Annotated in this window: 21 protein-coding genes and 4 tRNA genes; 11 read left to right on the top strand and 14 right to left on the bottom strand. The window is 67.5% G+C overall.

The features are described 5' to 3' along the window. Window positions 1-171: 171 nt before the first annotated feature. Window positions 172-243, bottom strand: a tRNA-Val gene (locus tag ACT86A_RS07425). A 455-nt stretch (window positions 244-698) separates the two neighbouring features. Between ACT86A_RS07425 and ACT86A_RS07420 the strand changes: the two genes are divergently transcribed. The 3 genes from ACT86A_RS07420 to ACT86A_RS07410 all read left to right on the top strand — a co-directional run bounded on the left by ACT86A_RS07420 (window position 699) and on the right by ACT86A_RS07410 (window position 965). Continuing rightward, window positions 699-771, top strand: a tRNA-Gly gene (locus tag ACT86A_RS07420). A gap of 47 nt (window positions 772-818) precedes the next feature. After that, window positions 819-889 (top strand) — tRNA-Cys (locus ACT86A_RS07415). A 1-nt stretch (window position 890) separates the two neighbouring features. Further along, window positions 891-965 (top strand) — tRNA-Val (locus tag ACT86A_RS07410). Window positions 966-1,492: 527 nt separating this feature from the next. Here ACT86A_RS07410 and ACT86A_RS07405 read toward each other — a convergent pair. Both ACT86A_RS07405 and ACT86A_RS07400 read right to left on the bottom strand, forming a co-directional pair. Beyond that, window positions 1,493-1,633: a hypothetical protein gene (locus tag ACT86A_RS07405; RefSeq protein ID WP_445091232.1), complete on the bottom strand. Its 141-nt coding sequence runs from the start codon at window positions 1,631-1,633 to the stop codon at window positions 1,493-1,495. Between the two features lie 162 nt (window positions 1,634-1,795). Continuing rightward, window positions 1,796-2,956, bottom strand: a complete 1,161-nt coding sequence (locus ACT86A_RS07400) for a helix-turn-helix domain-containing protein (protein ID WP_445091231.1) — start codon at window positions 2,954-2,956, stop codon at window positions 1,796-1,798. A gap of 547 nt (window positions 2,957-3,503) precedes the next feature. Between ACT86A_RS07400 and ACT86A_RS07395 the strand changes: the two genes are divergently transcribed. Further along, complete coding sequence (locus ACT86A_RS07395; protein ID WP_445091230.1) at window positions 3,504-4,724, top strand: sigma factor-like helix-turn-helix DNA-binding protein; 1,221 nt, start codon at window positions 3,504-3,506, stop codon at window positions 4,722-4,724. Here ACT86A_RS07395 and ACT86A_RS07390 read toward each other — a convergent pair. Next, window positions 4,690-5,634, bottom strand: coding sequence for a hypothetical protein (locus tag ACT86A_RS07390; protein WP_445091229.1), 945 nt, complete (start codon window positions 5,632-5,634; stop codon window positions 4,690-4,692). The two genes, ACT86A_RS07395 and ACT86A_RS07390, sit on opposite strands and share 35 nt — an antisense overlap. A 516-nt stretch (window positions 5,635-6,150) precedes the next feature. Here ACT86A_RS07390 and ACT86A_RS07385 point away from each other — a divergent pair. After that, window positions 6,151-7,206: a hypothetical protein gene (locus ACT86A_RS07385; protein ID WP_445091228.1), complete on the top strand. Its 1,056-nt coding sequence runs from the start codon at window positions 6,151-6,153 to the stop codon at window positions 7,204-7,206. Here the strand turns inward: ACT86A_RS07385 and ACT86A_RS07380 are convergent. The 3 genes from ACT86A_RS07380 to ACT86A_RS07370 all read right to left on the bottom strand — a co-directional run bounded on the left by ACT86A_RS07380 (window position 7,176) and on the right by ACT86A_RS07370 (window position 10,313). Next, window positions 7,176-8,144 (bottom strand): LysR family transcriptional regulator, encoded by a 969-nt coding sequence (locus tag ACT86A_RS07380; protein ID WP_445091227.1) that lies wholly within the window; start codon window positions 8,142-8,144, stop codon window positions 7,176-7,178. The genes ACT86A_RS07385 and ACT86A_RS07380 overlap by 31 nt on opposite strands. Window positions 8,145-8,403: 259 nt before the next feature. Continuing rightward, complete coding sequence (locus tag ACT86A_RS07375) at window positions 8,404-9,963, bottom strand: flavin-containing monooxygenase (RefSeq protein ID WP_445091226.1); 1,560 nt, start codon at window positions 9,961-9,963, stop codon at window positions 8,404-8,406. Window positions 9,964-10,076: 113 nt separating this feature from the next. Beyond that, window positions 10,077-10,313 (bottom strand): hypothetical protein, encoded by a 237-nt coding sequence (locus tag ACT86A_RS07370; protein WP_445091225.1) that lies wholly within the window; start codon window positions 10,311-10,313, stop codon window positions 10,077-10,079. Window positions 10,314-10,567: 254 nt separating this feature from the next. On the opposite strand from ACT86A_RS07370, the gene ACT86A_RS07365 reads away from it, so the two are divergent. After that, window positions 10,568-11,107, top strand: a complete 540-nt coding sequence (locus ACT86A_RS07365; RefSeq protein WP_445091224.1) for a GNAT family N-acetyltransferase — start codon at window positions 10,568-10,570, stop codon at window positions 11,105-11,107. A 43-nt stretch (window positions 11,108-11,150) separates the two neighbouring features. Here the strand turns inward: ACT86A_RS07365 and ACT86A_RS07360 are convergent, their stop codons facing one another. Further along, complete coding sequence (locus ACT86A_RS07360; protein WP_445091223.1) at window positions 11,151-11,939, bottom strand: tyrosine-protein phosphatase; 789 nt, start codon at window positions 11,937-11,939, stop codon at window positions 11,151-11,153. 136 nt (window positions 11,940-12,075) lie between these two features. After that, the gene (gene zapE, locus ACT86A_RS07355) at window positions 12,076-13,092 is read right to left on the bottom strand and encodes a cell division protein ZapE (protein WP_445091222.1); all 1,017 of its coding nucleotides are present in this window, start codon (window positions 13,090-13,092) and stop codon (window positions 12,076-12,078) included. Between the two features lie 35 nt (window positions 13,093-13,127). On the opposite strand from zapE, the gene ACT86A_RS07350 reads away from it, so the two are divergent. The 4 genes from ACT86A_RS07350 to msrB all read left to right on the top strand — a co-directional run bounded on the left by ACT86A_RS07350 (window position 13,128) and on the right by msrB (window position 17,343). Next, complete coding sequence (locus ACT86A_RS07350; protein ID WP_445091221.1) at window positions 13,128-13,889, top strand: pyrimidine reductase family protein; 762 nt, start codon at window positions 13,128-13,130, stop codon at window positions 13,887-13,889. Between the two features lie 31 nt (window positions 13,890-13,920). Beyond that, entirely contained in the window at window positions 13,921-15,477 is a 1,557-nt protein-coding gene (locus tag ACT86A_RS07345; protein ID WP_445091220.1) for an alpha/beta hydrolase, read from the top strand. Window positions 15,478-15,559: 82 nt separating this feature from the next. Then, window positions 15,560-16,903, top strand: a complete 1,344-nt coding sequence (locus tag ACT86A_RS07340) for a glycosyltransferase family 87 protein (RefSeq protein WP_445091219.1) — start codon at window positions 15,560-15,562, stop codon at window positions 16,901-16,903. Further along, entirely contained in the window at window positions 16,900-17,343 is a 444-nt protein-coding gene (gene msrB, locus ACT86A_RS07335) for a peptide-methionine (R)-S-oxide reductase MsrB (protein WP_445091218.1), read from the top strand. The genes ACT86A_RS07340 and msrB overlap by 4 nt, the downstream gene beginning before the upstream one ends. Window positions 17,344-17,431: 88 nt before the next feature. Here the strand turns inward: msrB and hemQ are convergent, their stop codons facing one another. The 5 genes from hemQ to hemE form a co-directional block, all read right to left on the bottom strand. Further along, window positions 17,432-18,127: a hydrogen peroxide-dependent heme synthase gene (gene hemQ / locus ACT86A_RS07330; protein WP_445091217.1), complete on the bottom strand. Its 696-nt coding sequence runs from the start codon at window positions 18,125-18,127 to the stop codon at window positions 17,432-17,434. Between the two features lie 16 nt (window positions 18,128-18,143). Next, window positions 18,144-19,376, bottom strand: a complete 1,233-nt coding sequence (locus ACT86A_RS07325; protein WP_445091216.1) for a globin domain-containing protein — start codon at window positions 19,374-19,376, stop codon at window positions 18,144-18,146. Next, window positions 19,373-19,846, bottom strand: a complete 474-nt coding sequence (locus tag ACT86A_RS07320) for an RrF2 family transcriptional regulator (RefSeq protein ID WP_445091215.1) — start codon at window positions 19,844-19,846, stop codon at window positions 19,373-19,375. The genes ACT86A_RS07325 and ACT86A_RS07320 overlap by 4 nt, the downstream gene beginning before the upstream one ends. A 255-nt stretch (window positions 19,847-20,101) precedes the next feature. Then, window positions 20,102-21,445: a protoporphyrinogen oxidase gene (locus ACT86A_RS07315; protein ID WP_445091214.1), complete on the bottom strand. Its 1,344-nt coding sequence runs from the start codon at window positions 21,443-21,445 to the stop codon at window positions 20,102-20,104. A 236-nt stretch (window positions 21,446-21,681) separates the two neighbouring features. After that, the gene (hemE, locus tag ACT86A_RS07310) at window positions 21,682-22,737 is read right to left on the bottom strand and encodes a uroporphyrinogen decarboxylase (protein WP_445091213.1); all 1,056 of its coding nucleotides are present in this window, start codon (window positions 22,735-22,737) and stop codon (window positions 21,682-21,684) included. A gap of 104 nt (window positions 22,738-22,841) precedes the next feature. Here hemE and ACT86A_RS07305 point away from each other — a divergent pair, with 104 nt between their 5' ends. Continuing rightward, on the top strand, window positions 22,842-23,480 hold the full coding sequence (locus tag ACT86A_RS07305) for a DUF3000 domain-containing protein (RefSeq protein WP_445091212.1): 639 nt from the start codon (window positions 22,842-22,844) through the stop codon (window positions 23,478-23,480). Window positions 23,481-23,569: the final 89 nt, after the last annotated feature.

Raw genomic sequence — 23,569 nt, 5'->3', positions numbered from 1 at the left:
TCTCGCGTCACGTCGATGCAGCCGCTCGACTTCGCCATGGCGAGGCGATAGTGGTGATGGGTTCAGCAGAGAACCTGGACGGTTCGGAGTTCGGCCACACTCGTTCGCGCGGGCTCAGAGAAGACGACAATGCCCTAACCAGTTTGCGCTGGTCAGGGCATCTTTTTCGAGTGGTCCCAGCTGGGATCGAACCAGCGACCTTCCGCGTGTGAGGCGGACGCTCTCCCGCTGAGCTATGAGACCCGACTTAGCGCCGGCGGCGCGGGGATGCTCGCCGGACGAGACGAAACATTAGCACGCGGCACCGGTAGTTCACCAAATCGCCACCGGGACAGCGCGGGGACGGCCCGCTCGCACGGAGACTCTCCCCGGAGGGCGCACCGGTACCTGCGCCGCCCTGCACGATCGAGCCGCCACGCTCCGGAGGGCTCGAGAGCGCGTCGGTCGCCACCCGCCCGCCGACCACCAGGACGCGGCCGCGACCAACACCCGGGCGCGGCCGGACCGACGACCTGACCCCGAGGTATCCCCACAGAGGTATCCATTTCCCCCACCAACCACAGGGGCCACCACCGTTACAGTGAGCAACCTTTTGGATTTCCCCCGTTCTACCAGCAGATTTGTACCTTTCACCCAGCGTCGGCTAATGTTCTGTCTCGCACCACGGAGACCGGAAACGGCCCCCGGGAATGCGAAATGCGGATGTAGCGCAGCTGGTAGCGCATCACCTTGCCAAGGTGAGGGTCGCGGGTTCGAATCCCGTCATCCGCTCGAGAGGTAGGGCTAGGCAATAGTGATACGCCGTCCCCCCTTTGCGCGGTGGAGTGGCCGAGTGGTGAGGCAACGGCCTGCAAAGCCGTGCACACGGGTTCGATTCCCGTCTCCACCTCGCGCGATTAGCTCAGCGGGAGAGCGCTTCCCTGACACGGAAGAGGTCACTGGTTCAATCCCAGTATCGCGCACCACCGTAGTACCAGGTCAGAGGCACTTTTCGAGAAACTCGGGAGGTGCCTTTCCTGCTGTTCAGCCTCCTGACACAGACGCAGTGACCCGCCAAGACCGCCACCCGACCCGACTGCGCGTCAACCCGCAAACGCCGATCAATTAACGGGAGAGGGGCGCAGCCCGCGCTCGTTCAAGATCGGCCGTCGCCGGTTCTACGACGAACACGACGTCGACGCCTGAATTCTCGAACAGAAGCTCGCCAGCGCGTAACGATTCCGTTCATTTGCCGCCGTCGCCACTTCAGTCGTCGTAGTCGGACGGCCAGAAGATCATTGCGACGGTGACGGCCAGCGGTAGTGCGATCACGAACACAAGAGCGGCTTGCATCGCGTTCACCGACGTATCCCGCCGAGTGCGGGCCAGCGGCCGAATGACGCACGCGGCGCGGCGCATTCGACGTCGACAACCGACATCAACCGGTCCAGCGTGACCGCGTCCACGTGCGCCGAAGACGACAGCAGACCACCTCGGCACCCGAGGACTCGACTTATTCGACCAGACCGAGCACGGAAGTCGGATCGGCAAACCGCAACGGGTATCCCAGCCGCCGCGCCAACCGGCGCACCTGCGCCGTGTCCCATTCCGGTGTCGGTGAACACGGGTCTATCCATCCGAGCGCGTAGTCCATTCCCCACCTTCCCCTGGTGCCGTTGGTAGGCCTCGCCGCCGGGGAATCGAGTTCGACCCGACGGCGCGGCTGCACCGAGCGTCACAGCGAACGGGGGCCGCCGACAATGGCACTTTCTAGACGCGGCCGGAGAAGTACCACATCCGATATTGGTTGCGGCCGTTAGTATTCGAGCTGGACCAAGTCGGCCAGGTCGCGCATTTCCGGCGTGAGCGTGCGACGCTTGGAGATGATGCGGCCCAGCAGATCACGCGCCGAGCGCTGTTCGACCAGCCACGGCCGCGCATCTCGCGATAGCGACGCCAGTACGTCGAAAGCGGCATCGTAGTGGCGCAACTCCACGTGGGCCGCCGATACGTCGATCAGGTGCCGGTTCCGGTTGTCCGACGTCGGCCGCTGGTCCGGCGGGATATCGCGGGCCAGGCGCAACGCGACGTCCGGGCGATCGTCGACGACGGCGTTCTCTACCCGCTTCATAGCCACCGTGGCCAGGTCGAACGTCGTCCAGTACTGGTGATAGGGACCAGGTTCGGGCCGTACAGCGACCGCACCGGCGGCGGCAAGTCGCATCATCTCGTCGGCCTCATCGGGTCGGTTGTCGCGTACCGCCGCCGCTGAGGCCCGGAGTAACAACCATCCCCAGGTCGAAATCTCGCGCGTCGTCGCGACCGACAGCCGGGGTTCTACCCGGTCGGCCCACCGGGTAGCGAGACGACGCACCGCATCGAATTGCCGTTCGACAATCAGCAGCCAGCACAGGGTGATCACCGCCGACGCCGCGTCCAGGACGTTGCCCGTCGATTCGGCGTCGGTCAGAGACTGGTTCAGCGCTATGCGCGCCGAATCGGTCCGGCGGGTCTGGACCATCACCGAGCCGGCCAGTTGCAGCGTGCGCGACCGCAACAGCGCTGGGGCCGAATTGGCGTCGTCTATCAGACTCGGCAAGACGCGGGCCAGACGTTCGTATTCGTTGTCGTGATACAGCCGCGTGGCGTGCGACAAGGCCGCTTCCAGGCTGCGCACCGATAGCGGTTCCGCCGCCGTCGGCGCGTCGCGCATCGACGCCAGAGCTTCGTGTGTCGGCGTCCACAGCTCACCCCCACCGTTGCCTTGCGGCGGTGTGGGATCGGGGCCGAGTAGGACCGTCAACGGGCAACCCAGCGCTACAGCGAACCGGCGCAGGGTGTCCATGCGGGTGTCGTCGCGTTCGCCCTGTTCGATCTTGCGAATCAGCGACAAGGACACCCCAGAGGACTCCGCAAGCTCTCGCTGCGTCAGCCCGCGACGCTTCCGAACGGATTGGAGCCGTTCCCCAAGGTCCATGTCCCAAGGCTACGGTGATACGGCCTCTTGGCCTGAAGTCACACCATGGCTTGGCTCCGATGACGCGGGAAGCTCACCGGCCGACACGCCGTGCGCCGTCTTCCTCGAACTTCTTGCTGAGACGCTGCATGATCAGCGCGCTGTAGTCCGTGATGGCCTGCGCGAGTTCCTGCATCCTGGTCTAGGTCGACGCGCGCACCCTCCTTGTACCGCAAGTACGGACAACGAGCGGCGAAGTGCGACGCCTGAGTTGTGGACTTCGTACCGCCTGACACTCTCCCGGCCGCGGCCAGAATTTCCGCGCATCCGCTGGCGTAGTTCGGCGAGGGTAGACGGCGGGCGTACCAGACAATTCAGACCGCGACCGAAGTGCCCGGGCAGCTCGGTCCGTGGCCTCACGGAAGTTCATGTGCGCCCGAGACGCCGCCACCAGTTGTCTCCCACACCCTGGTCGTGCGTATCGGAACGGCAGCGGTCGAGGTCGCCTGTCGGTAGGTGGCGATACGCTGTGGCACACAGTGCCGGAGTCGAGTCAGGGGGTTGTCGCGTGGCGATCAGCGTGGAGGTCACGCCGGACGACGACGCTGATCCCGAGGTGCTCGACCTGCGCGACGACATCTCCTTCGAACTCGAAGAGGTCAACGAGATGCTCGCCGAGCTGATCGCGATGCGGGCCGATCGCAAGGCCAAGGACGGCGAACTGCTGACGGCTCGGCTCGGGATAGCCGGCGAGCGGCCGGAAACCCTGGCCCACCTCGGCGCCCGCTACGACCTGTCCCGCGACCGCGTGCGGCAACTGCACACCAAGGCGGTCGGTCAGCTGATCCGGATGGCCCAGCAATCCGGGCACCGTGCTGCCGCAGTGCTCGGTACGCGCTATCCGCTCGACGCGCGCGACCGGCAGCTGGTACGCGCGCTGCTGGTGGAGACATACGCGACGGACACCGACATCGCCGCCACCGAGCTGTCGTATCTGAAGCTTCGGGTGGCCGGGCACCCGGCGGAGGACGCGAAGCGGATCGCCGGATTCGTCACCCAGCGCATCGCGGCCTGGCAGAAGAAGACCAACCGGCGGCTGGCCAAGCTGCACGCTTTCCAACCACCGGCCACCGGTCAGCTGAATCCCTGGTTGGATCAGGTCGATTGGCCCGGATCCGGCTCCGTGGCCGCGGTCCCTACCACTTCCGCGCGCACGGTGGACAGCGACGACGATGGCCGCGGGCGCTTCTATTTGGACAAAGTCGGCCGCGACGTGCGGTTCGACTCCGGTCTGGAGGCCAGGTTGCTCCGGCTGCTCAATGCGAGTGACTCGGTCGACACGTTCCAGGAACACCCCTGCGCGGTCACCTACCACCTCGATGGCACCGAGCGATCACACTTTCCGAGCCTCGTCGCGCGGTTGGCCGACCGGCGGGTGCTTCTCATCGACGTCGAGCCGCTCGGCCACGTCGGGTTCCACGTCAATCGGGTCAAGGCAACCGCGAGCCGTGCGTACGCGCACGCCAACGGCTGGGGATGGCTGGTGTGGACAGGCAGCCGGATCGGAGTCCCGGACCTGCGTGCACGCCCGGTCGAGGCAGCGAGCGAACAGATGCTGCGCGACCTGGTCGCACGCGGCCCGGTGCACTGGGCCGCGCTACGCGAGGTGCGCACGAAGACCGGCCTGGACCTGCTGGACTTTCTCGCCCTGGTGCTGCGCAATGAATGGCGGTGGGACCGAGCGCCCTTCCGGCTCAGCGCACCACCATCGCCGCCGCCAGGAACGTGACGATCAGCAGCATGGCGCAGACCGTGATCAGCTGCCAGCGTTCGATGGTCCGCTCGAGGTTCGCGATGGTGTTGCGCAGGACGTTGTCCAGCCGGTCGTGGTCGGCGATCGTGCGGTGGGCGGCGGCCAAGGCGTCGGCCTGATCCTGCGCCGCCACGTCCGCGCGTTCCAGTCGCGTAATGAGCTTCACCACGTGTTTCTGTTTGTCCCGCAACGACTTCCGGGTCACAGCGAGCGACGTTCGTTGGTTGACCAGCTCTTGGCGCTGCCGGGCGATGACAGTTGCTTGCATCTTCGTGTGGTGTTCCCAGTCGGTCACGGTGGCCCAGCCTCCTGTCCTTTCGTCCCGATAACCCCAGACGAACTCGCCGCGGACCCAGCCCCCGATGAACTCACGCAACTCGACCGGCTCGCGCCGTGGCGCCGCCATGGCGTGCTCGGTGTCCAACACGCCGGTCACCGCACGGTAATCGCAGGCGGCGGGTGCGAAGTCCGCCATGCCCAACGCGTGCAGATAGGGCACCCAGTAACCGGGCGGGCACAGCCAGAGCACATCCGCGCAGCCCGCGGCATGCAGGCGTGCGGTGTGCTCCTGGGCTAGTCCGCGCTCCAACGGGCCACTGCGGACCTCGATCGCGTACACACGATCGCCCTTGCGCCAGTACACGTCCACCGGCACTGTTCCGATGCGGCGATCAACTTCGGCCTCGTCGGCTCCGTAGGCCAGCAGCCTGCCGCACAGCCAGTACTTCAACCGCTGCATATCCCATTGCGCGGCGGAACAATCGGGGCACTCGCAGGCGTAGCCGTTCGACGACCCGTCCACCCGGCCGGAACCGTCACCGATACCCAATTCGGCGAGAAGCGCTCGGCGCCCGCAGGCGATCTCCGCCCGCTGCTTCGTTCTCACGCGACCACTCCCCTGCACAAACTCCGCAGGCCAGGCGACCCACGCCATAGATCAAGAGTGCGTCAGACTCGTCTACCTCGCCAGTCCGGCACACCCCGCGCTCGGGCGGGTCACAAGCGTGGCTGATCGCTGGATCGGCATTGTTACTCTGCAACACAAGGACTTTCATCATGCCATGCACTCAGGCGCCCACGCGAAATCGGCGGTTGATAGTTGCCGCCATCCCGCGACACCTTCCCTTTCGCATCGGATGGCACGATGATGTGCGCGACGATGCGTGCAGCACCCTTGCGACCTTCCGCGACGCAGCCGCATTGCGATAGGCGAATGCTTTCGGACAAACCGGATTGCCGAGCAGTCCGCGTGCGTGGATGTAAACCCGTGGGCCTACGCTGATCCGATCAGGTCAACGGATCGGAGTAGCACAGATTCTTCGCGAGCCGCGGATGTCCAACTGGGCGGATAGAATCGTCCGGCCGAGTGTGAGCTGGGCCGATACGGGGAAGAGGATACTGGATGGAGCACGGTCAGCAGACCGCCGAGTCGATCGGCGCGATTTTGTCGAGTATCGCGTCGACCCTCCGAGAGGTCAGCGAGAAGCTGGACACGGTAGCGGCCCGGATCGACGGCACGCCGGCCGTGACCGACGAACACACCATCGAGGCTCGATTGGCCAAGCTGGAGGCATGGGCTTTCCATGCGGCACAGGATATTTCGGGCATCGACGCACGAGTGGAACAGCTGGAGACCGGCGCAGCCCCGTCGTCGGATGACCGGCAGGCCGCGACTGACCATTCGGCGGCTGCGCTACCTCCGGTAGCCGCCGGTCGGTCACACACACGCCGATCGGAACGCGACACCACGCAGTCGGCGCATGCTTCGCAGAACGGCGCCGCCCGAGAATCCACCGGTTCGCGCAACGGCACACGACCACAGGACTCGCACCGCGAACCGGTGCACGCGGCGCACGAGCCGAACAGCACTGCGCAGCGGGGCTTCACTCCACCCCACGCACCCGCCATGCCCCGGAGGGAACCGAAAACCTCTTCCGAGCAGAACTTCACCGCTCCCGCCACGCGCGAACCGGCGTCGTTCACCACGACAACACCCGCTGCGCCAGCCGTGTCCTTCACCGTGGCGCCGACCCCGCGCGAGCAGGGCCTCGGATTGCGCGAAACGCTTCCCGCGGCGAGCGAACCTGCCGCGTCGTCGACTTCCTTCTCGCCGCGCGAAAACGAAACCTACGACAACGAAACCTACGACAGCGTCGCGTCCGTCGAACCGGGCTCGAATCACCCCCGCGATCAGAACGGGTCCACACCCCCCGGCACCGGGCTCACCGGCGCGCACCGAGCCGCCGAGGAAGACCGCACACCGGCCGAGAACCCCCACGTCGACAAGCTGCAAGCGATGCTCGACGAGCTCAAGCGGACCGCCGCGACTTCCCTCGGCCGCTCCGATGTCTTCGCTGCGCCCGCGGGCGACGCAGCCCCCAAGGGCCACCAGTCCGAGCGCGCCGACGCACGACGCAGCCCGACCGACTACCGACTGTCCAGCCCGCCCCCGGCGTGATCGGACTTGGCGCTGCGCTGCTTCGGTGGACGCGCCGCCGCCGCTGAGCGCAGCAGGATCTCCTGGACGAGATCGCGCAGCCAACGATGGCCCCGGTCGGCGGTGTTGCGCGGATGCCATGCGAGCCCGATCGCGATTTCCGGCAGCGGCAGCGGGATTTCGAACGCGCTCAACCCGATCGCCGGCAGTGTGGCGGCGCTCAGCATGGCCGGTGCCGCGCAGACCAGGTCGCTGCCACGCATCGCGAACAGCGCACTGGTCAGCGTCGGCACGGTAGCCACCACACGCCGGGTGCGGCCGTGCAAAGCGAGCCGGTCATCGATCGGGCCGTGCACCCGTCCGTCGCGCGAGATGCTCAGATGCCGCGCGGCGGCGTAAGCGGCGACGGTGACGCGGTCGGTGACCAGAGGATGGTCGGCGGCAGCCACCCCGATCACCCGGTCGCCGAGCACTCTGCGCACAGTGGTCTCCGGGTCGCTGTGGTCGACCACCCCCACCTCGAGATCGACGCGCCCGTCACGGAGCGCCGCCGCGCCCTCGGGGGCGTCGGGCACGAAACGCAGCGTCACACCGGACGCCTGCGCTCGCGCCGCGGCCAGCAGTGGCGCCGCGAGTTCGGTGACCACGAGGTCACCCACCTGAATCGCGAAGGTGCGGCGCAGCGCCGCCGGATCGAGGTCGCTGCGCTTGGTGAGCAACGCGCGTCCCTGCTCTACCAGAGTGCTGACCTCGTAGCGCAATTCGAGCGCGCGGGGGGTCGGCACCAGTGCACGGCCGGCCCGCACAAGCAACGGATCATCGAGCACGACACGCAGCCGGGCCAACGTCCGGCTCATCGCGGGCGGCGAGGTGTTCAAGCGCTGTGCAGCGAGAGTGACGCTGTTGGTGTCCAGCAGCGCGTCGAGCGCGACGAGCAGGTTCATGTCCAGCGCTTCCACTCCTGGATTATCACCAAGGCAACCGCTGATTCTCGGCATTGCGTGGCGGGGTAATCCGTGGCGAGTCCGGCCGTAGTAACACCACCCGCCGGCACCGATGCCCGTCCTCGACATAGGGTTGCTCGGCCGCCCTACGTGACTTCCGGCCCGCGAGCACCATACTGTTGCTGCACTGTGTGCACGAACAGCCACAACATCGGCGCGGCATCAGAAGGAGGACCGACAGCCCGCTGTGTTCGTAACCCTCAGGTCAGTACATCTAGTGGCTGACCCGGCCGCTGTTGCCGTCGTACGGAACCAGGTCCATGTCGATCGGAACTGTCGAGGGCACAGCGGGCCCGGCGTCGGGCTTGCGCCGCGCGCCCAGTCCGCGGTAGGACTCCGGCTTGATCCGACGGAACCATTGGGTCGCGCGAGTGCGCAAGGGCAGACGGAACTTCAGGTCGGCGAGCATCTCATCGATGTTCTTGATGGAGAACGGGATCACCGCGGTGCCGTGCGCGTGATGACCGTGCGTGCGTTCCTCCATCCAGCGCAGGCGGGCGTCGATCTGCTCGTTCAACGTCTCGACGGGTGGCAGGTGCAATCTCCCGGTGAGCAGCGCCGCGGTCCAATGCGCCGCCACTTCGGCGCCGAGGGTGCTGATCACTGATGAGTTGTAGCCGGCGAAGGTGAGATTCGGCACCTCCAGCGGCAGGATCTGCCGGTGCATGCGGAAGTTGCCGTGCTCGTCGGTCAATCGACGCTGAACGTACGGTGTCAGGAAGGGGACGCGCTGGTGGAAGCCGGTAGCGCACACCACGACATCGGCCTGGATCAGCTGTCCCGTGGACAACCGCACCGTCGGCGCGGTCTTGGGACCACCACCCAACTCGGTGATCGTCGTGTCGCGGTGCACCACGATGCGTCCGTTGGCGACTTGTTCGTAGAATCCCTCGGTTGCGAGGCTGATGGTGCTCTCGGCGATCCGCTCGAATCGACCGCTCGGCACGAGGCCGAGTTCGCGTAGGCGCAGGCGCTTGGTGGCCAGTTCCTGGATCAAATCGAAGTTGCTGATCCGCACCGATTCCCCCGGGCCGTCCAGGAAGCGGTCCATCCAGCCCGGCCGTAGATAGTGGAAGTGCGCCTCACCGAATCGGGTGAGCATCAGCCGTTCGTAGTCGATGACGCGAGCCAACCTGCGGGGCATCTTCCAGAGCAGTCGCCGAGCCACCACCGAGGTGGCTGCCGCGACGTCGCTCACGGCGGCGGCGATGTCGCAGGCGGACTTGCCGTAACCCACGACGACGACCGACTTGCCGCGCACCGATTCCAGATCCAGGAACTCCGAGGAGTGGCATAGTCGGCCGCCCGCCGCGCGGAACCCATCCGCACCGCGGTAATCCGGCATCGCGGGTTCGTTGAACACGCCGTTCGCGATCACCAGGTGATCGCACGAGCTGCGGCGCACACCACCCTGGTCACGAATCTCCAGCAGCCACCCGCTGTCCACCGGATCGGCGGCGAGGACCTCGGTCCGCAGACGCAGGTGCTCGGTCAGCCCGAAGTGCTCGGCATAGGCGGCCAGGTAGGCCTGCATGTGCTGACCTTCGAGGACGCGGGGATAGTCCGCGGGCATCGGGAAGTCGGAGAAGTGATATATCTCCTTGGAGTTCTGCGCACGCAGCCCCGGGTACCGCCGGGTCGCGCTCCACACGCCACCGACATCGGGCGAGCGGTCGAAAACCTCGACCGGAAAACCCTCCTGTTTCAGCACTTTCGCGCAGGCAAGACCTGCGATACCCGCACCGACGATCCCGATGCGGCTTCCGCTTGTCATGGCAGGAGACTACGTCGCCGGCGCCGCACTGCAAAGTCGGCCGACCGAAGCCACTGTTCGGTGTATTGCCGACGCACTCGCCGGGATCACCGGAAACTCGAGCAGTACGCGGATCAGGATGCTCTCACGTCACCGCAGGTCCGCGCATCGGCCGGCCGCAATAGCGGGCACCGGCGCACCGGTCCGGTCAGCGCGATTCTGGGATCGAACCTGGCTGGCCCCGTGCCGAGGTAGTAGTGCGTGCCGTGACCGCAGGCGAGATGACTGTTTGCCGCGCGGTCCGGATCGAAGGTTGCGGGCGTGAGGAAGTACCGTTCGTCGCGGTTGGGCGCGGCGACCGAGACGAGCACCAGGCCCCTTCTGGGATCACACTGCCCCCATCCGGACCGGTGCTGTGGTGTGGTGTGGTGTGCGCAGCGTCACCACAGCACCGGTCCGTTGTACCGAGCGTCGCCGCTACCAGCGGCGGGATTCCGGTCGGGTCGTCCTGCACGGCGCGTAGCGGGTGGCTCGATCGCCGTCGCCGATCGCCACCGGACTGCCCAGCGGCTATCTCGTCGGCAGTCTCGTATGCTCGCCGGCGGCGTTGTGCTCTGATGGAGGAATGTGCAATCTCCCAGTCATCGTCGATCGGGCCGGGCTGTGGGACGCGGAGGCCCTCAGTGACGTTGCGGCCGCGACCTTTCCCCTCGCGTGTCCCCCCGGTGTAACGCCCGATGACATCGAGATCTTCATCACCGACGTGCTGTCGGGCGAACGATTCGGCGAATACCTGAGTGATCCAGCGCGGATCGTGCTCAAGGCCATCGCGGGCGACGACATCGTGGGCTACGCGATGCTGGTGGCGGGCGATCCCGCAGATCCAGCTGCCGCCGAGGCGCTCGGCCCGCATCCAGCGATCGAGATCAGCAAAATGTACGTGCTGCCGGGCCATCACGGCACCGGGGTGTCCACCGCGCTCATGCAGGCGGCGCTGGAGTGGGCACGCGCCGAACGTTATCCAGCGGTGTGGCTGGGCGTCAACCAGGAAAACGTCCGCGCGCAGCGCTTCTACGCCAAACACGGTTTCGCCGTGGTCGGCACCAGGATGTTCACGGTCGGTAACCAGGTGCACCACGATCACGTGATGGGTCTGGTCTTGTAGGCCGCGCGCACCCCGCCCGTCCGGGATGCAAACGGTGACTTGCTCAGGCCAGCAGTGCGGCTCGCAATGCGGCGATTTCGACGTCGGTGAGTTTCAGCCCCTCCTGGACATAGCCACCGAAACTGCCGTAGGTCTGATCAACCTGGTCGAAGGCGGCGTCGAGCCAGGACTGCTGGACTCCGTTGAGTGGATCGTCGCCGCTGGCATTGCGGTACCGGTTGGACAGCAGGTAGTCCTCGGTGACCGTGGCGCGGTCGACGCCGAGCAGGGTGAGCAGGATGGCGGCTGCCCAACCGGTGCGATCTTTGCCCGCGGTGCAGTGGAACAACACCGCCCCGTCGGTTTCGATGACGGCCCGCAGCACCGAGGCGAACGCCTCGTTCGCGCCCCGCGCGGTGATGAATGCGCGGTAGAGCCCGGGGCCGCCGGTGAGCGTAGTGGCGAGGACGTCCGGCGGCGCTTGGCCGATCACGTCGACCCACGTCGCCGTGGCGCCCGCCGGGACGCGGTCCGGGCCGAGCGCGCGCTCATAGGCGGTGCGCAAGTCGTAGACCGAGCGCACCCGGCGATCGGTCAACAGCGCCAGATCCGGCGCGGTCGCGTTGCTCAACTGCCCGGTCCGGTACACCAGGCCGGTGCGTACGGTCCGGCCGTCGGTCGTGCGATAGCCGCCGATATCCCGGGCATTCTGCACCGCTTGCAACGCCAGCGAGCGATCGACCGAGACTGCGGGAGCAGCTGGTGGATCGGCAAGCGCGACACCGGTCACCGGCGTGAATGCGACCGCCAAAAAAGCCACCACGGCGACCGGGGCACGAAAACGATGGGACATACGACTGCTCCAATCAGATCCGGACTGCGCATCCTCCCGGAGCGATCTTGCCGACCAGCCGAGCCCGCGGAAAGCCCCGCCGGACAAAGCCCATCCACAGCCCCCGCCGAGCCGAGCGGAAGCCGTGGCAGCCGCCTCAGACCGTGACTTCGAAGCGCGACAGCGCGAGCAGGCGGGAGATCGCGCGCAGGTACTTCTTGCGGTAACCGCCTTCGAGCATCTCCGCGGAGAAGATCTCGTCGAGCTTCGCGCCCGACACCGTGACCGGGACGTTAGCGTCGTAGAGCCGGTCGGCGAGCACCACGATGCGCAAGGCCACGGCCTGATCGACGACCGGGTGCACGTTCGAGATGAATACCGACGATGTCCCGGAGATCAACGTCCCGTACTTGGACGGGTGCAGCGTGCTCAAATGCTGCAACAGTGCGTCGAACTCGTCGAGGGTGGAACCCGGTGTACTCGCGGCACGTTCGGCCAGCACCTCCGGCGAGGTGGGTTCCGGTGCGGGCGGCAGATCGCGGTGCCGGTAATCCGGCCCGTCGACACGCACCGCCTCGAAGATCGACCCGAGCTTCTTGATCTCGCGCAGAAAATCCTGTGCGGCGAAACGTCCTTCACCCAGCTGACCCGGCAAGGTGTTGGACGTGGCGGCGATGGAGACCCCGGCCGCGGAGAGTTCGGTCAGCAAACGAGAGACCAGCATGGTGTCGCCCGGATCGTCGAGCTCGAACTCGTCGATGCACAGCACGCTGTTGCCCGAGAGTCGCTCCAGGGCGTTGGCGAAGCCGAGCGCACCCACCAGGTTGGTCAGCTCGCCGAAGGTGCCGAAGGACTTCGGCGCGGGCGAGCTGTGGAAGATCGAAGCCAGCAAATGGGTCTTACCCACGCCGAACCCGCCGTCCAGATACAGACCGGCGCCACTGACTTGCTTCCGCTTACCGAAGAGGCTCTTTTTCCGGGCGGCCTTGCCGATCTCGGCGACCTGGCCGGCGAACGCCTCGGCGCCGCGGACCGCGGCCGCCTGGCTCGGTTGGTTCGGGTCCGGAATGTAGGAGGCGAAGCTCACCTCGTCGAACATGGGCGGAGGCACCATCTGAGCGACGAGCTGATCAGCCGGGACCTCCGGGTGGCGATCGACAAGGCGTTCTTGCATGGACGAAGCCTAGAGACGTGGTGTGATCTGTCTTCATGCAGCGTAGCCACAATGCGATCCATCTCACAGGACTCAGCGCGGAAGACCTCGCTCAGTTGTACGCCTTTCCGTCCGGGCTCGCCGCGCCGTGGGTCCGCGCCAATTTCGTCTCCAGCATCGACGGCGCCGCGACCAGCGGGAACCTGTCCGAGGGGCTCGGTACGCCCGCCGACAAGACGGTGTTCATGCTGCTGCGTGAGCTAGCCGACGTGATCGTGGTCGGCGCGGGCACGGTGCGCGCGGAGAACTACGGTGGAGCGCGCACCGATCCGCGACGCCGCCGCGTCTTCCATGAGCACGGCATCGGTGGACATCCCGACGGCGTGCCGCCGCCGATCGCAATGGTGACCGCCAGCGCGGTGCTCGAGCCGGACGCGCGGCTGCTCACCGACACCCAGGTACCGCCGCTGATCATCACCACGGCCGCCGCACCAGCCGACCGCAAACAGCGACTGGCCGACGCCGGCGCCGAAGTGATCGAGGCGGGCGAGATCGCGGTGACACCGCAGGGCCTGCTGCGCGCGCTCGGTGCGCGCGGGCTGCTGCGGGTCCTGACCGAGGGCGGCCCGCAATTGTTCGGCGAACTGCTCGCGGCCGACGCGGTCGACGAACTGTGCCTCACCACCGCGCCGCTGCTGGCCGGCGGTGCGGGGCGGCGAATCTCGCTGTCCGCGCATGAGTTCCGCATCCGGATGACGCGCGCGCATGTTCTGCTCGACGACGACGGCACGATTCTCACCCGGTGGACCCGTCGATGAAACAGGCGCCCGAACCTGGCAGGCTGTAGCAATGCGCTGGACTCGGGCCGCCGTGCTTGCCGTCACCCTCTCGATCGCCGCCGCCGGTTGCGGCGCGGGACCGTCGGATCGTCCCGGTGTCGCAGTACAGCGCCCGCCCGTCGCGGGCAACGCCACGACCTCCGCCGCCGCGCCGGCACCGCCGAACGCCGAGCTGCCCAAGACCGACCTCAGTTGGCGCGAGTGCACCCAGCCGACCCTGGACATGCTCGGGCTCGGCCCCGCGCCGGCCGGGCTGGTGCTCGACTGTGCCGAGTTCTCGACCCCGATCGATGCGTCGGGCGCGGTCCTCGGCAACTTCCGAGCCGGGGCGATGCGGGCTCGTTCGGCGCAGACTCCGGCCGACGCGCCGCCGCTGGTGCTCACCTCCGGGTCGGACCGGTCATCGACCGCCACGCTCGCCGGGCTCGCCGTGGGCCCGGCCGCCGCGTTGCTGGCCGCCCGCCCGATCGTGGCGGTGGACCGGCGCGGTATCGGCAGCTCGCAGCCGATCGACTGCCTGCCGCCCGAGATCCGCCGCGGCCTGGCCGACAATGCCCAGTCCGGGCCCGGCCCGGGCGATGCGGTGGCGCGGATGACGAAGCTGAGCCAGGACGGCACCATCGCCTGCCGCGACTTCCTGCAACCCTACGAAGGCACCTTCGACGCGCCGCACGCCGCCGACGACATCGAGCAGTTGCGCCGGCAGTGGCAGGTGGACCACATCGCGCTGCTCGGCACCGGAAACGGTGCGAAGGTCGCGCTCAGCTATGCCCGCAAGCACGGTGAGCACCTCGCGCGCCTGGTGCTCGACTCGCCGGAGCCGGTTGGCATGGACGCCGTCACCCGCGCGGAGCAGGCCGTCCAGGGCGCCGAGGCGGCGCTGACCGCCTTCGCGCAGCGCTGCGTCGGCATCGGATGCACACTGGGCGCCGACCCGCGCGCGGCGATCACCGATCTGGTGAACCGGGCCGGATCCGGCGGGCTCGGCGACATCTCGGCGAACGCCGTGCTTACCGCACTGTCGGGCTTCCTGGGCAGCCCGCGCGCCGACCAGGCCAACCGGATCGGTGAGCTGTCGGACGCGCTCGCCGCGGCCGGACGCGGCGACCGGGGCCCGCTCAGTGCCGTGATCGCGCGCGAGTCCGCCGCGACCGAGGGCGACGGACAGTTCGTCAACCGGTGCAGCGACACCCAGCAACCGCCGACTCCGGGCAAAGCCGCCGAACTCGCCGAAACCTGGGGAGGCAAGTACCCGGTCTTCGGCAAAGCGGCGGCCATCGCGCTGATGGAGTGTGCGGCCTGGCCGGTGTCGACCGCACCGCCGATGCCGGAAAAGCTGGGCATTCCGGTGCTCGTCCTCGGTGGGGTCGCGGATCCGGTGGTCGGCAACGGCGGTCAGTCCTCGGTGACCGGCGCGGTGGGGGCGGCGGGTGCCCGGTACGCGGCACTCGCCTGGCAAGGCTTCGGTCACCCGGTGTCGACCCACTCCAGCTGCGCGCAGCGAACCCTGCTGGACTACCTGAAGGATGGCAAACTTCCCGCCGACGGCACTGCCTGCCCGGCCTGACACCGGGCCCCGGGGCGCTGCGCGCAGCGCGTCGGCCAGGTCCGGACAACCACGGCCGGCCCATCCGGTGTACCGTGCCCCAGTGTTGTTTCGACAGCTCGAGCCCCGGACCGCTCGCACCACAGCCGAAGTGATCAAGTTCGCACTGTGGCCCCTGGCGGTGATGACCGTGCTGAACCGGGTCTTCATCAAGGCTGTCAACGGCTTCATCACCGATGACTACAAGCCGGTTTACCAGGCATCGCTCGACTTCCTGAACGGGCGGCCGGTCTACACCGCGAACTTCGACTCGGTCGACCCGCACTACCTGTATCCGCCGAGCGGTACCCTGCTCATCGCGCCGATCGCCGCCATCGACTACGAGAAGTCGCGCTGGCTGTTCATCGCGCTGAACGTGATCGCGATCCTCGTCGCGTGGTATCTGCTGCTGCGACTGTTCCGGTACACCCTGAGCTCGGTTGCCGCGCCCGCGCTGCTGCTGGCGATGTTCATGTCCGAGACCGTGATCAACACACTGGTGTTCACCAACGTCAACGGCTGTGTGCTGCTGGCCGAGCTGATCTTCATCCATCTGCTGCTGCAGCGGCGAGATCTCTGGGCGGGCGCCGCGCTCGGGTTGAGTATCGCGGTGAAACCGACGCTGGCTCCGCTGCTGTTGATCGCGTTGGCGCGCGGTCAGTGGAAGGTGTTCATCACGGCCCTGGGGGTGCCGGTGGCGCTGACCGCGATAGCCTGGCCGCTGTCGAAGGACCCGGAGAAGTTCTTCACCCGCACCTTCCCCTACATCTTCGAATCCCGCGACTATTTCAACAGCGCGATCGTCGGCAACGGCGAATACTACGGCCTGCCGCCGTGGCTGACCTGGGGCATGCGCGTGGTGCTCGGTGTGCTGGTGCTGCTGTCGCTGTGGCTGCTGTACCGCTACTACCGCGACGACGAGCTGTTTTTCGTCTGCACCGCCTCCGGCGTGCTGTTGACGGCATCGTTCCTGCTCAGCTCGCTCGGGCAGATGTACTACTCGATGATGCTGTTCCCCTTCCTGATGACCGTGGTGCTGCGCAATTCGGTGCTGCGCAACTGGCCGGCCTGGCTGGCGATCTTCGGCTTCATGAGCTACGACAAGTGGCTGTCGGACCGCTGGCAGCACATCGGGCGCAACTTGGAGTATCTGCGCATCACCTTCGGCTGGGGTCTGCTGCTGGTCGTCGTGTTCTGTGTGCTGGGTGACCGCTACCTGGCGGCGCGGCGGGAAGGCCGGCTGCCGTTCGCGATCGATCCCGCGTGGATGCGGTCCGCGCCCGATTCACGTCAGGACGAACAGCAGCAGGACAGTTCCGCGCCCGACGCCGCATTCGCGACGGAAACCCCCAGGCCACATAACGGTTCGGCGCCGAAGGAGCAGAATCGTATTAGCGTGGAGCCATGAGTTCCGAAGCCGATACGTCCCTGCCCGCACCGCGGATCCAGCTTTCGCCGCAGCAATGGCGGTCGAAGCTGCTTCCCGAGGAGTACGCGGTGCTGCGCGAGGCAGCCACCGAACGTCCGTTCACCGGCGAGTACACCGACACCAAGACCGGCGGCGTCTACGTCTGCCGGGCGTGTGGCGCGGAGCTGTTCCGCAGCACCGAGAAGTTCGACTCGCACTGCGGCTGGCCGTCCTTCTTCGATCCGGCCACGTCGGACGCGGTGATTGCGCGGCCGGACGACTCACTCGGCATGCACCGGGTCGAGGTGCTGTGCGCGAGCTGCCACAGCCACCTCGGCCACGTGTTCGAGGGCGAGGGATACAACACGCCCACCGACAAGCGCTATTGCATCAATTCCATCGCCCTGCGACTGCACCCCGCGGACGACGCAGCGGAGTAACACCCGACGCTGCCGGGAAGAGTGCGGGTGGACGTCGCCTGCGCGCATGCCCCGACATTGCGGGGCATGCGCCAAGCCGGCGCCGGAGTCAGGGCAGGGCTGCGATCAGCTTCTCGATCTCCACCCGGGGTCCGGTGAAGAATGGGATCTCCTCACGCACGTGCCGCCTGGCATCGGTTGCTCGCAGATCGCGCATCAAATCGACGATGCGATGCAGTTCCGGCGCCTCGAAAGCGAGAATCCACTCGTAATCGCCCAGCGCGAACGAACTGACCGTGTTGGCCCGCACGTCGGGGTAACCACGCGCGGCCTTCCCGTGTTCGGCCAGCATCCCGCGGCGCTCGTCGTCGGGGAGCAGATACCACTCGTAGGACCGGACGAACGGATACACGCAGATATAGGCGCCCGGCTCCTCCCCGGCGAGGAAGGCCGGGACGTGGCTCTTGTTGAATTCGGCGGGCCGGTGCAGCGCCGCATTACTCCAGACCGGCGCGCTGGCCCGGCCCAGCTCGGTGGTGCGCCGGAAGTCCGCGTATGCCGCTTGCAGGTCCTCGACGCGTTCGGCGTGCGTCCAGATCATGAAGTCGGCGTCGGCGCGCATACCCGCCACGTCGTAGATCCCGCGCACCACGATGTCTCGCTCCGCCAGACCGTCGAAGAACGCTCTGGCTTCCTTGATCGCGGCGTCCCGATCCTCGCCCAGCACTCCGGGCTGCACCTGGAAAACCGAGAACATCAGGTAGCGGATGGTGGAATTGAGAGCCTGATAGTCGAGTCGCGCCATAGCCCTATCGTGCCACTCACCCGAGAGCGGCTGTGTCGGCGGGCGTGAACTGCTCGATGTGGACCCGGTCATCCGGGACGCCCGCGGCGCGGAGTTGACGCTGAACATCGCGCAGGAATCCGGGCGGACCGCAGACGTAGGCGTCGGCGTCGGTGGGCAGGGCCAGTGCCGAGAGATCCACCCGGCCGTGCCGGGCGCCCGGAACCGGTTGTTCGTACCAGATTTCGACGGTGGCCTGCTCCAGCCGGGCCACCAGGTCGTGCAGCCGGGCACGCAGTGGATGGGTCTGTGGTCCACGGTCCGCGTGTACGACCAGGGTGCGGCGCCCGGGGGCGTGGGCGGCGAGGTATTCGAGGGCGCCGATCGTCGGGGTCACGCCGATACCGCCGGAGATCAGCACCAGCGGTGTCGTCGCTGTGGTGTCGACGGCGACGTCCCCGAACGGAAGGGTGACCTGCAGCGCGTCACCGGGGCCCAGATTCTCGTGCAGCCAAGCGGAGACCTCGCCCGCCGGACAACCGTCGACCGCCTCGACGCGCTTGACCGCGAACGACAGCGTGCCGTCACCGGGCAGGCCGACCAGGCTGTACTGGCGCAACTGGCGCGCGCCGTCGGGCAGCCGCACACCGACCGAAATATACTGGCCCGGAACGAATCCCGGTAACGCGACGGCGGGATCGACGGACTCGACGGTAAAGATCGCGACACCGGACGGGTCGTCGGCACGCGTCAGAACCCGCACGTCCCGGTAGACGTCGCCGGAATCCACGCCCGCCTCGGTGTAAAGCCCCTTCTCCTGATCCATGAGGAGGTCCGCCATCAACCAGTAGACCCGATCCCAGGCCGCGGCGACCGGCGCGTCGACTACGTCGGCGCCCAGCACCTCGACGATCGCGGCGAACAGATTGTCGTGCACGATCTGATATTGGTCGGGCGTCACCCCCAACGAAGCGTGCTTGTGCGCGATTCGCGACAGCATGGTCGCCGGGTGCGGCAGTGCCGGGTCGACCAGGTAGGTGGCGAACGTGGCGATGGACGCGGCGAGTGCCCGCTGCTGGGTGCCCTGCGCCTGATTGCCCCGGTTGAACGTGTCGCGGAGCAACTGCGGATGCGCGTCGAACATGGTCCGATAGAACACGGCCGTGATGCGGTCGATATTGGCGGCGACCAGCGGCAGAGTCGCGCGGACGACCTCGGCATGGTGCGGTTCGAGCTCCGGTTCGCCACGGACGACACTGTCGGTGTTCATAGAACTTCCTCCCTCTCAGTGGAAACACTCGCCGGAGAGTGGGCGAGCAAGTGCAGCAACTCCGCAGTCGGTGAAGTGACCAAATCCTCTACCGAATAACGATCGAGCTCGGTATAGAACGCTTTCTTCGCGTCGGCGAGAATTCGGCGCAGGCGGCAGGCGCCGATTAATGGACACGGATGCGGTTGTCCGCACGCCACGACCTCGCGGTCGCCTTCCAATTCCCGGATCAGTTCGCCGATCGACGCGGACCGCCCGGCCGCGGTGATGACCAATCCGCCCGACCGTCCTCGGTGCGTCTGCACCAACCCCAGATCGACCAGCTGCGATACTGCCTTGGCGACATGGCGCTCGGATGCGCCCACCTGCCGCGCGATCAGCTTGGTGGTGACCCGGGAGTCCGCGCCGTCGTCCACCGCGAGCCGCATGATGGTGCGCAATCCGATATCGGTGAACGGCGAGAGTTGCATGCCGCTCACGCTACCGGTGCATTTCCTCGATTCCGCCGCTCGGACCGCGTGTGCTTAATTACGCCGATCTGTGCTTATTTTCCGTTCACCTCGAATTGTCGCCGAATCGGCAGCAGTACATCGGCGGCAACTATTGTTGCGGTACACATAATTCAGTCGCCGGCAGATTGCGTACCGCAGGCCGCGAACAATGCGCGACAGTCGGCGCGATGGCTGCACCATGGTCCCGCGCCGGCGAGGCGGGAGCCGGCCGGACTATCGGCGAGCGGCGATCCGCTGTGCGGCAGCCGTGCCCGAGGCGACGCACGCGGGCACGCCGACGCCGTGCAGATACGCACCGGCCACGGCTAGGCCGTCGAGCGTCGCCACCTCGGCTTCGACGACCGCGATGCGGTCGGGGTGGCCGGGCGCGTACTGGGCGAGGCCACCGGGCCAGCGCTGGACCACCGCCTCGGACGGTGTGATCGGGACACCGGTGACGGTAGCCAGATCTTCGGCCGCGGCGGTGACGAGTTCGGCGTCCGGCCACGACAGTGTGGTGTTGTCCCCGAACTTGCCGAAAGAGGCTCGAACGAGGGCGGTTTCGCGGTGTGCGAGGTGTGACCACTTGCGACTGGAGAGGGTGAACGCCTTGGCGCGCAACGACTCCCCGGTGGCCACCAGGATGCCGGAGTTCTGCGGCAGCGCGGTCTCGCGCGGCAACGCGAGCGCGACGACTACCGACGAGGACAGCTCGATGCCGGCCAGCTCCGCCGATGCGGCCGGGGCGACGCCGGCCAGCAACCGTGCGGTCACCGGCGCGGGGGTGGCGAGCACCACGGCGTCGACCGCGCCGATCGGATCGACCACCCAACCGCGCAGGCCCCTGGCCAGACGGGTCCCCGGTGTCGCGGTGACGAGCTTCGCCTCCGACCGAGCGGCGAGAGTATCGAGCAACGCCCGGTAGCCGTCCCGGATTCCACCGAAGACCGGCGCGTTCGACGGCGGTGGCAGCGCTGCCCGGACAGCTGCGGTAAGGCTGGCCGCGCCCTTGTCCAGCGCCGCGGCGAGGGTGGGCAACGCGGCGCGAACGCCGATGGAGCGCGAGCTGCCCGCGTAGACGCCACCGAGTAGCGGGTCGACGCTGCGTTCGGCAACCTGCGCGCCGAATCGGTCGGCAACCAGGCCGTAGACATCGGTGTCGGAGCCCGGTACCCAGGTCAGCGGCCGGTCGGGTTCGGCGGCGATCCGCGTCAGTGTCTCTGTGTCGACCAGCCCGCGCATCGAGTCGGCGTTCGCCGGAATTCCCATCAGCGTGTTCTCCGGCATCGGATGCGCGGCTGCGGCCGACCACAGTAGCGGTCGCAGACCGGCCGGAGTCACCAGCTGTGACTCGAGCCCGAGCTCACGCAGCAGCGCAGGCACTTCCGGCCGCCGTCCGATGAACGCTTCGGCTCCGAGATCCAAGGGCTCTCCGGCCAATTCGCCGGTGTAGAGGATCCCACCGAGCCGGTCGGCCCGATCGAGAACGAGCAGCTCGGCGTCCGGACCGAGGAGTGTTCGCAGCCGATACGCGGCCACCAGTCCGCTGATTCCTCCGCCGACCACCGCGATGCGCATACCCCGACCGTATCGTGCTCCGCTCGCGTGTCAGTCGAACGGCCGGTGCGCTGTGTTCCGTCCCACACCGACGATCCGTGCCCTGCGGCACCGCAGAGTCGGCGCCGCACACCGGCGACGCGCCCCGGCGTCATGTTGCCGTCGACATCCCACGCATCGCCACCGACACCGTCGAGCACCGCACATCGATGCCCGACGAGGTGCTCACGACGGAGGGTAGGGCGGCTGCCTACGCCCTACAACTCGTGGACGAATTCCACCAAGGCGGTCAGAACGCCCGGGTCGGTGTCCGGGAGCACCCCGTGGCCCAGATTGAAGATGTGCCCGGAGGCGCCCATCGTGATCGCCTCGTCCGCTTCGCGCACGATCCGGCGGGCCTGCGCCTGGATCGCCGCAGGTCCGGCGAACAGGACGGCGGGATCAAGGTTGCCCTGCAACGCTTTTCCGGGGCCGACGCGGCGGACGGCATCGGTCAGCGGAACACGCCAGTCGACGCCGACGACATCCGCGCCCGCCTCGCCCATGGCGCCCAGCAGTTCACCGGTACCGACGCCGAAGTGGATGCGCGGTACACCCGCGTCGGCGATCTCGGCGAACACCCGCTCCGAGTGCGGCAGGACGAACCTGCGGTAGTCGGCCAGCGACAGCGCACCCGCCCAGGAATCGAACAGTTGCACCGCGTCGACGCCCGCCGAAAGCTGAGCCTGCAGGAACGCGATGGTGATGTCGCTGAGCACACCGAGCAGCGCGTGCCAGGTCTGCGGGTCGGCGTACATCATCGCCTTGGTCCGCTCGTGGTTCTTGCTCGGCCCACCCTCGACCAGATAGGAAGCAAGGGTGAACGGCGCGCCCGCGAACCCGATCAGCGGCGTCTCGCCCAGCGCGTCGAGCAGCAGGCGCACGCCGTCGGTGACCGCGCCGACTTCCTCCGGACGCAGGCGCGGCAGCGCGCGCACGTCGTCGACCGTCCGCACCGGTGCGGCAACCACCGGCCCCACGCCGGGCACGATGTCCAGATCGATCCCCGCCGCTTTGAGCGGAACGACGATATCGGAGAACAAGATCGCCGCGTCGACGTTGTGCCTGCGAATCGGCTGCAGGGTGATCTCGCAGACCAGTTCCGGGTCGAAGCATGACTCGAGCATCCCGATGCCCGCCCGCAGGTCGCGGTATTCGGGCAGCGAGCGTCCGGCCTGTCGCATGAACCACACCGGACGCCTGCTGGGCGTCGCGCCGGTGGCGGCGGCCAGGAACGGGGCATCGGTCAACCGGCGGCGAGTATGAGTGCTCATCACGGCTATCGTAAGCGGGCCGGGCCGTAACGACGGACCCGGAGGCGGCGGCGTGCGGCGCGCCTCCGACCGCGCCGTGTTCCCAGGGTCTACCGTCAGCATTCGTGACACCGCTCGACTTCCGCGACGGCGCCGCACCGACCGAGGGACCACAGGGCGAGCCAGCTCTATTCCGCGCCGCGGTCGAGGCAATGGGCACCGCTACTGTGCATCCTCGGATCGAGCTCGCGCCGATCCGGCCGCCGCAACGACTCGCGCCGTACTCCTACGCGATCGGTGCGGAGGTCAAGCACCCGGAGGTCGCCGTGGTTCCGATCGAATCCGAGGGCGACGCGTTCGGCAGATTGATTTTGCTGCACGACCCGGACGGCGACGACACCTGGCACGGCACCCTACGTCTGGTCGCCTATGTCCAGGCCGACATCGATGCCGCGCTGGCCACCGATCCTTTGCTACCCGAGGTGGCATGGAGCTGGCTGGTGGACGCGCTCGAGTCGCGAGCCGAACCGTTCACCGCGCTCGGTGGCACGGTGACCTCGACCAGCTCGGTGCGCTACGGCGATATCGCGGGTCCGCCGCGCGGCCACCAGCTGGAGATCCGCGCATCCTGGACGCCGGTCACCTCCGAGATGCGGCCCCATCTGGAGGCATTCTGTGAGGTGCTGGCCTATGCGGCGGGTCTGCCGCCCGCGGGGGTGACCCAACTGCAAATGCGAACGGGCTTGTCCGGCGACCAGGGGTGAGCATGGCCCGCCGGGGGGAGGTGGCCGGTGCCGATCCCGGCGCAATACGATAGCCGGGTCCGTCGCGGCCGCTCGATCGACATATTGAT

Source organism: Nocardia glycosmidis, assembly GCF_052545115.1.
This window is presented reverse-complemented; position numbering and strand designations above follow the sequence as displayed.

Coding starts and splice junctions, on each gene's coding strand:
- ACT86A_RS07405 (WP_445091232.1), bottom strand. CDS start 1,633: ATGGACTACGCGCTCGGATGGATAGACCCGTGTTCACCGACACCGGAA.
- ACT86A_RS07400 (WP_445091231.1), bottom strand. CDS start 2,956: ATGGACCTTGGGGAACGGCTCCAATCCGTTCGGAAGCGTCGCGGGCTG.
- ACT86A_RS07385 (WP_445091228.1), top strand. CDS start 6,151: ATGGAGCACGGTCAGCAGACCGCCGAGTCGATCGGCGCGATTTTGTCG.
- ACT86A_RS07375 (WP_445091226.1), bottom strand. CDS start 9,963: ATGACAAGCGGAAGCCGCATCGGGATCGTCGGTGCGGGTATCGCAGGT.
- ACT86A_RS07365 (WP_445091224.1), top strand. CDS start 10,568: ATGTGCAATCTCCCAGTCATCGTCGATCGGGCCGGGCTGTGGGACGCG.
- ACT86A_RS07360 (WP_445091223.1), bottom strand. CDS start 11,939: ATGTCCCATCGTTTTCGTGCCCCGGTCGCCGTGGTGGCTTTTTTGGCG.
- zapE (WP_445091222.1), bottom strand. CDS start 13,092: ATGCAAGAACGCCTTGTCGATCGCCACCCGGAGGTCCCGGCTGATCAG.
- ACT86A_RS07350 (WP_445091221.1), top strand. CDS start 13,128: ATGCAGCGTAGCCACAATGCGATCCATCTCACAGGACTCAGCGCGGAA.
- ACT86A_RS07345 (WP_445091220.1), top strand. CDS start 13,921: ATGCGCTGGACTCGGGCCGCCGTGCTTGCCGTCACCCTCTCGATCGCC.
- msrB (WP_445091218.1), top strand. CDS start 16,900: ATGAGTTCCGAAGCCGATACGTCCCTGCCCGCACCGCGGATCCAGCTT.
- hemQ (WP_445091217.1), bottom strand. CDS start 18,127: ATGGCGCGACTCGACTATCAGGCTCTCAATTCCACCATCCGCTACCTG.
- ACT86A_RS07325 (WP_445091216.1), bottom strand. CDS start 19,376: ATGAACACCGACAGTGTCGTCCGTGGCGAACCGGAGCTCGAACCGCAC.
- ACT86A_RS07320 (WP_445091215.1), bottom strand. CDS start 19,846: ATGCAACTCTCGCCGTTCACCGATATCGGATTGCGCACCATCATGCGG.
- ACT86A_RS07315 (WP_445091214.1), bottom strand. CDS start 21,445: ATGCGCATCGCGGTGGTCGGCGGAGGAATCAGCGGACTGGTGGCCGCG.
- hemE (WP_445091213.1), bottom strand. CDS start 22,737: ATGAGCACTCATACTCGCCGCCGGTTGACCGATGCCCCGTTCCTGGCC.